Source organism: candidate division KSB1 bacterium (genome assembly GCA_034521575.1).
Classification (GTDB): domain Bacteria; phylum Zhuqueibacterota; class Zhuqueibacteria; order Residuimicrobiales; family Krinioviventaceae; genus JAXHMJ01.
On record JAXHMJ010000001.1, the window covers coordinates 14,744 to 26,709 of the forward strand.

Sequence of the window (11,966 nt, forward strand, 5' to 3'; positions counted from 1 at the left end):
AAAGATGAATTTAATATAAGGTATTGCTCAGATGAAAAGACGTGATTTTTTAAAGATTTTCGGGATTGCTTCGCTGCCTGTATTTGGATCCGCTCTGTTGTTTGATGAATCGTTCGCGGCAAAAATGGACCGAGTCAATCGTCTTGATTTGAAAATTACAGACGTCAAGACCTTTTTGGTGAATCGCCAACAATCTGACGAGAATTTTGTTTTTGTTCAAATCTATACAAACAAAGGACTCGTCGGTCTTGGGGAAGGCACACTTGCCGGAAAGGCAAAGTCTGTTGAGGCTGCCATCCTGGAATATGGACGTTTTCTTATGGGAAAAAATCCGGCAAATATCGAAATGCACTGGCAGGGCATGTACAGAGCCCCTCGCTATCGGGGCGGTCCTATTCTCATGAGTGCAATCAGCGCATTGGAAATTGCGCTTTGGGATATTTTGGGACAGGCTCTGGAGCAGCCAATCTGGCAGTTGCTCGGGGGCAAAGTTAGAGAAAGAGTCCGTTTTTATCCTCATTTTAATCAATCTTTTGATCAAAACGATCCTTATAAAACTCCTAAAGCCGAGCCGTTTAACCGCGACATCTTTTATGATGCCGAACGATATGCTAAATTGTGGGCCAATCGAAAAGCAGACGGGTGGACCGCAAGCAAGGGGCCGTATCTGAAATTTTTTGATCAGCGCATGCGCCCCGCAGAAACGACCAAAGCGGTACGCCAGGGGCTGCGCAATCTGGAGGCCGTTCGCAAAGCAGTCGGAGAAGATTTTGATGTTCTGGTCGAGCTCCACGGCAGAGCCACACCGCCGATGGCGGTAGAATTTTGCAACGGAGCAGAAGCATTCTTTCCTATGTTTGTGGAAGAGGCAACTCAAATTGAAGACCTGGGAGAGCTGCAGCATTTGCGTGAACACACCTCAGTGCCCCTGGCTACCGGTGAACGCTTGTTTACAAAGTATATTTTTAGTGATATTTGTGAACGACATCTGGTGGATTATGTGCAGCCTGATATTGTGCATGCCGGTGGTATTTTAGAATTGAAAAAAATAGGGGCCATTGCAGAAGCCAATCGGATTCAGATGGCTCCCCATAATCCCCAGAGTCTGGTGTGTACCATGGCCTCGCTTCACATCAACGTGTGTACGCCCAATGCTACAATTCTTGAAGTGGGAAGGGAATCATTCGAGTTTCAAAGTTTATTCAAGGGAGAAAAGCTTGTTTTTCAGAAAGGATATGCATTGCCGCCAAATTCACCGGGATTGGGTATTCAATTGAATGAGAAACAGGCCAAATTGTATCCCTATAAACCCAAAAAGCTCCATAGTCCCAGGTTGTATGACGGGTCCTGGCATGACAGGTGAGTTCTCAAACCATGAATGAGAATCTCCTTACTCGCATTGCCTGCCGGTTGTTCATTAAACCGGCAGGCAATGATTTCTGCTATCTGTCAGGTTGATATCGTGAATTGTTAATTGAATAATTCGTCTGGTTTTTGTCGATCATGAAGTTTAGAGGAGGTAAAGCTTGACTGCATCACTTTCCGTGCTGGATATTATAATCCTGGTTATCTATGCTATGATACTGGTTTTTATGGGGGGATATTATACGCGCAAATGCCGAACATCAAATCAATTTATGGTAGCAGATCGTTCCATCCCTGCCTGGGCTGCCGGCCTGGCGGTCATGAGCGCTTATACCAGCAGTCTTTCATACATTGCGACACCCGGCAAAGCGTTTGATACCAACTGGCATCCGCTTATTTTCGCCCTGACTATTTTGCCTGTGGCCTGGGTGGTTACGCATTTTGTCATTCCGTATTATCGAAAAATACACATTATTTCTGTTTATTCTTTTCTGGAACACCGACTCGGGAATTGGGGGCGCATTTATGCGGCATTTTCATTTGTCTTTTACATGATCGGTCGTATCGCTGTGATATTATATTTGGCCAGTTTGCTTTTAATTTCATTTATTCCGTGGAATATTGTCATAGTTATTATAGTCATTGGCATCGTCACCATTGTCTATACCCTGTTGGGCGGAATGGAAGCCGTAATCTGGACCGATGTCATGCAATCTCTGGTTATGATTGTTGGTGTTCTTTTCTGTGCTGTTATCCTAACAAAAGCTGTTGTGTTTGATTCCAGCCAACTGATTGATTACGCGATCGAACAGAATAAATTTAGTCTTGGAAGTTTGAAATTGTCACTATCTTCCCGTACCGTTTGGGTTATGATTATTTACGGATTGACTGAAAATTTGAGAAATTTGATGGCGGATCAAAACTATGTACAAAAATATTCATCCGTTGCAACCGAAAAAGAAGCCAAGCGTTCCGTCTGGATCGCCATGCTGATTTATATCCCATTAACCGCGCTGTTCCTTTATATCGGCACGACACTGTTTGCCTTTTATTCCTCGAGCGGCACAGCACTTCCGGTTGAAATTACAAAGGGAGATCAGGTTTTCCCGTATTTTATAGCCACACAGGTCCCGGTTATTTTCAAGGGATTGATTATTGCCGCCATTTTGGCCGCGGCGATGAGTACGATTGATTCCGCTTTAAATTGTTCGGCAACGGTGTTATTGCTGGATTTCTGGAAACAGTATGTTCAACCGGGCATGAACGAAAAAAGTAGTATGCTTTTTTTACGCGGGACCACGGTATTATGGGGATTTATCGGCACCGGGTTTGCTTTGTTGATGATCAGAGCGCAGAGTGCCCTGGATGTCTGGTGGCAGATTTCCGGCATTTTCGGCGGTGGAATTTTGGGATTGTTTCTGTTGGCCCTTTTTAAGATTCGGCTCAGGTTATGGCAGGGACTCGCGACCATAGGGCTGAGTATCCTTGTCATCAGCTGGGGCACTTTTATCCGTGATTTGCCGCGGTCATGGACCTGGCTGGAATGTACATTTGATCCCATTATTGTCGGCGCGGTAGGCACTTTTGTATTAATTGTGTTGGCTCTTTTATTCTATGCCATAAACAGCAGAACTGATAGCAGTACCCTTGACAAAAATTAACGATTAGAAAGAGCTAAATCATGTATGCATAATCTAATGTTTCTGTTTGAGAAATGGACTATTCATTCGGAGAATAAAATGATCATAATAAAAGCTGTTCAATCGGGTTTAGCGCTGTTGTTGATTGTTCTGTCGCTATCCTGTAACCAAAAAGCAAATGAATTAATACTATTAAACCAGAAAACAGCTAAAGGTACACCAATCGTTCATATGTGGGAAGCTCCCATGCCAAACCCGGATAAATCGGCGGCAGGATTTCCAATACTGCAAAATGTATCTCATATCTGTATATTTAAAGCGACGCCGGAAACCGGAGCTTATAATCATCATTCTCAATTGTTTCATTACCAAGGGAAATTTTATGCCATGTGGTCTAATCATCCCCATGGAGAAGATTGCGCTGGTCAGCGAGTGTTATATTCGATGTCAAATGACGGGATAAATTGGGATTCGTGGAAAGAATTATTTCCACCTCCAGGTGATGTTAAAGGATGGGACCAAAATGGATTGTTTTTTTGGGCGGGTGGCTGGGCTGTTATAGAAGACAAGGTATATGCCCGGGCATTATGCACTTTAAGGGAGGGATTTGAAAATTCTGATGGAACCAGTTTCAGTGCAACCCGGGACAAGGAACATCATTTCATAAAAAGGATACAATACAGTGATTTTATTCGTCGTGTGTATCCTGATGGCCGGTTGGGTGATATCTTTCCTCTCTCCGACAATTTACCGCCAACCGCACAACTCGATTTTTCTTATACGACTCCCCAAAATAGACAGGATAGTTTATTGGTCCAAGCCTTAAAAGAAGCTTATAAAACACCTAATCAACCGGAATCCGTAGACAATGTGAGATTATGTGAACCAACCTATTATCAGGCAAAAGATGGAACACAACTCTGTCTTTTGCGTGATTTAAGTCATTCTCACAGAATATATGTTAGCATTCGCGAAAAAGAGGGCAGCTGGAAATTGGCTATGCCGACGGATATTCCAGATTCCCCAAGTCTTAGTACCACGGTGACTCTTGAAAAAGGCACAGTTTTTTTAATTGGAAATCAAACTGCTCCGAAATTTGACAACCCTGCAGAACCCAGACATTATAAACGCGATCCTTTGACTATTGCAGTCAGTTTGAATGGTTATTTATTTGATCGGGTTTTTGCTTTGCGTTCAGGTCGAGGCGAGTTTCGGGTTGAGGGCGTTAAGGGCAGAGGTAGTGGTGGCGGCCAGTATCCTTCGGCGCTTGTTAAAAATGATAAATTATATGTACAGTACTCTCTGCGCAAAGAAGATATATGTGTGTCAATTGTATCCATTGATAATATTCTTAAATAATTTTCAATTATAATAAAAGTATTGAAATTCGATTTAAATATTATTAATATTATACCGATTTATTGCAGTTAGCGAGAGGTGCCTTGGAAAACCGGATATTAGATAGAAATTATAATTATTGACTAATGCGAGAGGAGATCAATATGCATCGGCGGGAATTTATATCGAAAATGGCAATTTCTGCTCTTGGCAGTTTTATGTGTATCGGGTCCTGTGCAACTTTAAAACGTGAGCCTAATTTTGTTTTTATTTTAGTTGATGACCTGGGCTGGATGGATTTGGGATGTCAAGGCAGTTCCTTTTATGAAACACCGAATATTGACCGGCTTGCCGAGCAGGGCATGCGGTTCACTCAAGCCTATTCTGCATGTCCGGTTTGTTCACCGACACGAGCGGCTTTATTAACCGGCAAAGATACGGCCCGGCTGCAGTTTACCGGCCATATTACCCGGCACAAACGTCACCGCCATCCGGATAACAGCCGGATTATTCCGCCCGATGATCGTATGTACATCCGTCCGGCGGAAATCATAATTGCCGAGGCCCTCAAACCAGCAGGATATGCGTCAGCCAGCATTGGCAAATGGCACGTCGGACATGAACCGAAATATTGGCCCACTGAACAGGGATTTGATATCAATATTGCCGGATATACGCATGGGAGTCCACCGACATATTGGTCGCCGTACGAAAACCCGGAAAAGGACTGGAACGCTGATATTCCCACATTAAAAGACGGAAAAAAAGGCGAATATTTAACCGATCGTTTGACCGATGAAGCGATTCAGTTTGTAAAGGACAATCAAAATCGTCCGTTTTTTCTGTATCTGTCTCATTATGCGGTCCATACACCGATGCAGGCACCCCGGAATTTGGTTGAGAAATACAAACACAAGCTCAAGAGCGATCGTTCCCAAAAAAACGCTGTCTATGCAGCTATGATTGAAAATCTCGACCAAAATGTAGGACGCCTGCTGACATCATTGCAGGACCTGGAGTTGACGCAAGATACGGTGGTCATTTTTGCGAGCGACAATGGCGGTTTGTCCAAAGTTACCAACAACGCCCCGCTCCGCGCGGGCAAAGGTTATTTATACGAAGGCGGTATTCGAGTCCCCATGGCTGTAAAATGGCCCGGCCATATACGTCCGGGTTCGATTTGCAGAGTTCCTGTGACCAGTGAAGATATCTACCCCACGATGATGGAAATATCAGGCCAAGATTATCTATCAAATAATCTTGACGGAAAAAGTATTTTGCCGCTTTTATTGCAAACCGAACACTGGAAGGAACGTGATTTATATTGGTATTATCCGCATTACAGTCCTCGAGCCAAAAATCCGGGAGCGGTTATTCGATCCGGAAACTGGAAGCTCATACAGCGTTATGACCCTCCTGGATTGGAACTATACGATTTGGAAAATGATCAGAGTGAACAATGTAATCTGGCTGAGCAGAAACCGCATCTTGCACATGAGTTGCAAACCAAACTGGTAAACTGGCTTGAATCTATTGACACAAAAATGCATACCCTAAACCCAAACTATAATAAATAGGAGACCGAAAATGAAATTACTTTTTACATTATTAATGTTTGTTATTGGCGTCGGCCTGGCAGGCGCAGATTCTATTACAATCGAGTCTACAGAGTTTATATACAATGATGCGCCGTTTCCGGAATGTCATGCCTCAACAATCGAGGAAACGCCAAAAGGATTGATAGCCGCCTGGTTCGGCGGGACTCATGAAAGGCATAAAGATGTGGGGATCTGGGTCTCACGAAAAATAAATAATGAATGGACTGAACCGGTTGAGGTTGCCGATGGTGTACAACACGACAACAAACGCTATCCGTGCTGGAATCCTGTTCTGTATCAGGCGGAAAACGGACCGCTGTTGCTGTTTTACAAGGTAGGTCCCAGTCCACAAACATGGTGGGGTATGATCAAAACATCGCGTGATCATGGAACAACATGGTCACGAGCTTGCCGATTGCCGGAAGATATTCTGGGGCCTATAAAAAACAAGCCGATCCTGCTGGACAATGGTGATTTGCTATGCCCCTCAAGTACCGAAGATGACGGTTGGAGGGTTCATTTGGAGCGAACACCGGATTTGGGGAGAACCTGGTCGCTTACAGGTCCCATCCATTCAGGGGAAACCTATAACGCCATTCAGCCCACAATTTTGATTCATCCCGGTGAGCGTCTGCAATTGCTTTGCCGAAGCCAATGCGGCTGGATTCTTGAGAGCTGGTCCAAGGATGCAGGAAAAAGCTGGAGTGAACTGCAAACCACCCGTCTGCCCAATCCAAATTCCGGGATAGATGCGGTTACACTGGCAGACGGCCGGCATTTGCTCGTTTACAATCCAACCGGAGTGATCAAGGGAACCCACAAAGGGGTGCGCTTTCCATTAAGCGTTGCAGTTTCTGCAGATGGAGTGGACTGGAATAAAATACTGGATTTGGAAACCGAAAAAGGTGAATATTCCTATCCGGCTGTTATACAAAGTCAGGACGGAAACATCCATATTACCTATACCTATAACCGAAAAAAAATTAAATATGTTGTTTTAAATCCTGGTAATAAGGAGTAGACATATCTTGAACCATCAAAACATAAACAGGTCAGCAAAAAACAGGTTCCCGGACGGCGTGTGGCCTACCATGATTACACCGTTTACGAGCAGCAACAAAATCGACTATTCTGCATTGGAAGCGATAATCGAGTGGTATGTCGATCATAAAATCGACGGTTTGTTTGCCGTGTGTCAATCCAGTGAGATGTTTGATTTGTCACTTGAGGAACGTACTGCTTTGGCAACCTTTGTAAAAAATCACGCGCCGTCGCATATTCCGGTGATTGCTTCTGGTCACGTCTCTGATACCATTGAGGGACAAATCCGTGAACTTGAAAAAATAGCGGAAACCGGGATCGACGCGTTTGTTTTGGTCACCAATCGATTGGCGCGTAAAGATGAATCTGATGCATGCTGGAAAGCCAATCTGCAGAAAATTCTTGATCATATTCCCGATTCAATCCCTTTGGGACTTTATGAATGTCCGTTTCCCTATAAGCGTATGTTATCCATAGAGTTGTTGGAATGGGTGGTGTCTACGGGACGGTTTTATTTTTTAAAGGACACCAGTTGTGATGAACGTATATTAAATGAACGGTTAACGCTGTTAAACGGGACTCGATTAAAGCTTTATAACGCCAATTCGGCCACTTTATACACCAGTCTGAAAGTGGGCGCCTCCGGCTACAGCGGTGTGATGGCCAATTTTCATCCCGAGCTGTATGTCAAAGGACTGAAATTGTTCCAAACATCATCTGCCGATGCGGAGTACTGTTTTCACTTTCTAAGTGTGGCATCTCTAATTGAATATCAGTTTTATCCGGTGAATGCAAAATATCATTTACAGAGAGAAGGCCTGCCGGTTCAGCTGTTTTCACGGGTAAAGGATCAAAACAGGTTTACAGCCGGTCAAAAACTGGAAGTCGAACAGTTAAGGAATGTGTCCAATAAAATGCAAAGCTTTTTTTAAAATCAAAAATTCATGAAAAAAATATGCTTTTATACTGTTTTGCTGGTTTTTTCTTTCCAGACCGCAGGACAAGAATTAAAAAAAATTGCTGAATATCTAATTCCTGAAGCCCGCCAAGGTGTGGCAGTCGATCAAAATTATATTTATGGGATTGGCACGCGGCAAATTGCAAAGTATGAGAAGGAGACCGGTAAATATGTTCAAAAATGGTGTGAAAACGAAAACGGTCCCATACTTCATCTCGACAGCGGAGTCATCGTTGAAGACAAACTGTATTGCGCCCATTCCAACTATCCAGATATACCCATGACAAGCTCTGTGGAGATTTGGGATACACGCAAGCTGCAGCATGTCGGATCGCACAGTTTTGGAATATACCGGGGGTCTTGTACCTGGATTGATCGTTACAGGCAGTGCTGGTGGGCGGTATTCGCCCATTATGATAAATTTCAACAACGAACCGGTAAAAACAACCGATGGACAACGCTGGTTCAGTTCAATAATGAATGGCAGGAACGGCAATCTTGGGTGTTTCCGGATTCTCTGTTAAATTACTTTCGTCCCATGAGCAACTCTGGCGGCTCCTGGGGGCGCGACGGGTATCTTTACTGCACCGGTCATGATTCTGCTGTCGTCTATGTATTAAAGCTCCCGGACGCCGGATCGGTTTTAAAATGGGTGGACACACTTTCTTTGGATAATCGGGGACAGGGACTGGCCTGGGACCGGACTCATAAGAGCAGGTTGTATTGGATCAACCGGATTAAGGAAACTGTAGGGTGTTCTGTCTTGTTTAAATAACCCAAGTTTTGCCTTTGATGAATAGGAAATGTTGTATAATGAAATACCATAACTTTTAAAGTGTCATCTAATAAGAAATATGAGGTATGGTGTATCATTTTTGTTACTGTTTGTTTGTGCCGGAGCAATGTTTGGTCAGATGGAACAGTTCGAGTCATTAGAAAACATCGGACAGCTTCAATTCCGCCGCTCGGAAACTATTTTAGCTTCAAGATGGGGGCTTCAGTTTAACAAATATGCCGTGCCCGATCTGGAGATCATGCTGAATCGCATTGCAGACAGCGGAGTGAAATGGGCTCGGGTTCAAACAGATGGATATGCCGTTGAGCCTGAACAGGGATATTATAACTGGTCTGTCCTGGATTCTGTTGTACACGGATTGAAGAAACGAAAAATAGCGCTCTTTATTACATTTGATCAGAAAGCTTTAGGGGAATGGGAAAACCAGGAAAAACCGTTAAATCCTAATTTAACAGAATTGTGGTTAAGGTATGTAACAAAACTGGTATCCCGATATCAGAGTCAGGTTCAGCATTGGGAGATTCTCAATGAACCCAAACTCAATGCCAACTATGCCCGATTGGTCATTCGCGCGTCTAAGACTATTAAAGAAATCGATCCAGAGGCCAGGATTTTGGCTGGGTCACTGGCCCGCATGGATGTGGAGGGATTAAAAGAAATCCTTGAGCGCGGGATCGGACCACACACTGATGTAATCACCTATCATCCCTATAATGAATTTCCGGAATCTGTAAAATACCCGTTTTATGTCCCTGTAAAAACACCTCAACAATATATGCGGAGCGGCCATTCACTTTCGGATTTGCAAACAGTGTTGAGCCGTGAAAATCAACCGATCGAATTATGGCAGGGTGAATGCGGCTATCCCTCATCAGCTAACAGTTCAAGCTGGCAGGGACGCGGACCCTGGGGTGAAAATATCCAGGCCAAATGGTTGTTGCGACGATTTTTGATTGATCTTTCGCAGGATATTCCGGTATCTGTTTGTTTTATTCTTCGGGAACCCCAGGAAGGCGAACGAATCAATGCCAAAGGGTTGCTGCATCATGGAACGATGCAAGCCAAGCCCGCCTACCGAGCTCTGCAGCATTTGACTCGACTCTTTGATCAGGATTTGAATCAGGCTCATGATATCCAATCCGACATTCAAGTAATTGATAACGGTTGCTTCTATGGAGTGAGAGGCAAATATCCTGAAAGCTTTGGCACACCGTATTCTAAAGCAAAAGCGCCGACACCTATTGAACGATTCGCTGTAAGCGGAAAGGGCGGGCCGGCGATTGTCTATTGGCTCCCGTGGCGAATGCAAGAAATTATTCGTCCGGCACAAATTCATTTCAAGCTTAGAACAGAGATTGATGAACCGGTATTGGTTGATTTGCTGACCGGTAATATCTATGAAATAAAATACGAGAAAACAAATAATTTTATTCAGTTTTTAGCTATTCCACTTACGGATTATCCTCTGCTGATTATTGACAAAAAGCGCGTGATAGAATGAATGCTAGATAGTGAGGAAAAAGATGAAAATTAAAAAATATTTAATATTAAGCTTTGATTTATAATATTTTTTTAATGATAACAGGAACCCCCAAATGAAACGTTTTTAATTATTTTTTATTATAACTGGGACGGTACAGTTAAAAAACTGAAACAAACGAAAAAAGACAAAGCCGTAATCCGATTTTTCATCCGTTGTAGCTGCAATGAATAAAAGGATAAGGAGATGTCCATGCAAAACACGAATCGATTTTTTGCGACGCGACGTAGATTTCTAAGAGATGCGAGCCTTTCCCTTTTGACTCTGGCAATTACAGGTTGTTCGGAATCAAGATTAGAAAGAAAAAAGCCCAATATCATTTTCATCATGACCGACGACCAGGGGCCCTGGGCATGGGGCATTAGCGGAAATAAAGATGCTTACACGCCCAATCTGGACTCACTGGCAAAGCAAGGTGCTTACGTAAAGAACTGTTTTTCTACATGTCCGGTGTGCAGTCCGGCGCGCGCCTCTCTCATGACCAGCCGATATGCATCAGAGTGCGGCATTCCTGATTACATTTCGCGCGATCAACCTGATTTGGGGCTTGATTCTGAATTTGTGACATGGCCCGAGGTTTTTTCCGATCATGGTTATGCAACCGCCCTGGTTGGCAAATGGCATCTCGGAGCACGGGATCGATATCATCCCAGCCGGTTCGGCTATCAGGAATTTACCGGATTTCGTGCGGGCGGCCGGGTTTCAAAAGATCCTGAAATTGAGATAGACGGAGAGATAAAAAAGGTGAGCGGCTATACCCCTGATATACTCACAGACCATGCCCTGGATTTCATAAAAAGAAAACAGGAAAAGCCTTTTCTGCTTTCGCTGCATTTCTGGGCACCGCACGCCAATAATGGTAATTACACAGCGGACGGTGACCGAACATGGCTGCCGGTGCGAGATGAAATCTGGAACCGTTTCAAGGAAATGCAACCAAAATTGCCGCAAACAGACATCAATGGACTGGATGTCGAGCGCACCAAACGCATGATGCGGGAGTATCTGGCAAGCATTGCCGCTGTGGATCGTAATATCAAGCGTGTGGTTGATACATTGAATAATCTTGGTTTGACTGGAAATACAGTCATTATCTTCACGGCTGACCAGGGATTCAACATGGGACATAATGGCATCTGGCACAAGGGCAATGGGAAATGGCTTTTGAAAAGCAATCCCAACAAACCGCGGCCGAATTTGTACGACAATTCCATGCGCACTCCGACTCTGGTATACTGGCCGAAAACAATAAAACCGGGTACGATCGTAGAACAAAACATCACGAATCTGGACTGGTATCCCACACTGCTGTCAATGGCCGGATTGCCAGTCCCGGAAAACACAATCATCCGCGGCAACAATTTCTTTCCGTTGTTACGTGGCCGCGATATTGAATGGGAAAATGACGTGTTTGGTCAATACGATATGTGGGAATGGCACCAGACAGGCGCCGACCTGCGCACATATCGCACCAATCGGTACAAGTTGATACGCGATTTTGAACATCCCGACAAAGATGAATTTTATGATTTAATCAATGATCCTGAGGAAAGGAATAATTTAATAGATTCTAAAAATTCGGAGGTCAGACAGGCCATTGAGGCTTTGCAAAAACAAATGAATGGAAAAATGAAAGAAATTGACGATCCACGTTGTGAAACATTTTAGTGCAACATATTTATTGCTCTAT

The 11,966-nt window shown here is 43.9% G+C and carries 9 protein-coding genes; all 9 read left to right on the forward strand.

The annotated features are described in order from the left end of the window. Window positions 1–31: 31 nt before the first annotated feature. Window positions 32–1,363, forward strand: coding sequence for an enolase C-terminal domain-like protein (locus U5R06_00065; GenBank protein ID MDZ7721240.1), 1,332 nt, complete (start codon window positions 32–34; stop codon window positions 1,361–1,363). 163 nt (window positions 1,364–1,526) lie between these two features. Next, window positions 1,527–3,026 (forward strand): sodium/solute symporter, encoded by a 1,500-nt coding sequence (locus tag U5R06_00070; protein MDZ7721241.1) that lies wholly within the window; start codon window positions 1,527–1,529, stop codon window positions 3,024–3,026. 78 nt (window positions 3,027–3,104) lie between these two features. Next, window positions 3,105–4,364, forward strand: a complete 1,260-nt coding sequence (locus U5R06_00075; GenBank protein MDZ7721242.1) for an exo-alpha-sialidase — start codon at window positions 3,105–3,107, stop codon at window positions 4,362–4,364. 143 nt (window positions 4,365–4,507) lie between these two features. After that, window positions 4,508–5,920: a sulfatase gene (locus tag U5R06_00080; GenBank protein ID MDZ7721243.1), complete on the forward strand. Its 1,413-nt coding sequence runs from the start codon at window positions 4,508–4,510 to the stop codon at window positions 5,918–5,920. A gap of 10 nt (window positions 5,921–5,930) precedes the next feature. Then, window positions 5,931–6,962 (forward strand): sialidase family protein, encoded by a 1,032-nt coding sequence (locus U5R06_00085; GenBank protein MDZ7721244.1) that lies wholly within the window; start codon window positions 5,931–5,933, stop codon window positions 6,960–6,962. A gap of 7 nt (window positions 6,963–6,969) precedes the next feature. Beyond that, the gene (locus U5R06_00090) at window positions 6,970–7,914 is read left to right on the forward strand and encodes a dihydrodipicolinate synthase family protein (GenBank protein MDZ7721245.1); all 945 of its coding nucleotides are present in this window, start codon (window positions 6,970–6,972) and stop codon (window positions 7,912–7,914) included. Window positions 7,915–7,926: 12 nt separating this feature from the next. After that, window positions 7,927–8,715, forward strand: a complete 789-nt coding sequence (locus U5R06_00095) for a hypothetical protein (protein ID MDZ7721246.1) — start codon at window positions 7,927–7,929, stop codon at window positions 8,713–8,715. 127 nt (window positions 8,716–8,842) lie between these two features. After that, the gene (locus U5R06_00100) at window positions 8,843–10,237 is read left to right on the forward strand and encodes a hypothetical protein (GenBank protein ID MDZ7721247.1); all 1,395 of its coding nucleotides are present in this window, start codon (window positions 8,843–8,845) and stop codon (window positions 10,235–10,237) included. Between the two features lie 231 nt (window positions 10,238–10,468). Further along, complete coding sequence (locus U5R06_00105; protein MDZ7721248.1) at window positions 10,469–11,944, forward strand: sulfatase-like hydrolase/transferase; 1,476 nt, start codon at window positions 10,469–10,471, stop codon at window positions 11,942–11,944. The last annotated feature ends 22 nt before the right edge of the window (window positions 11,945–11,966 follow it).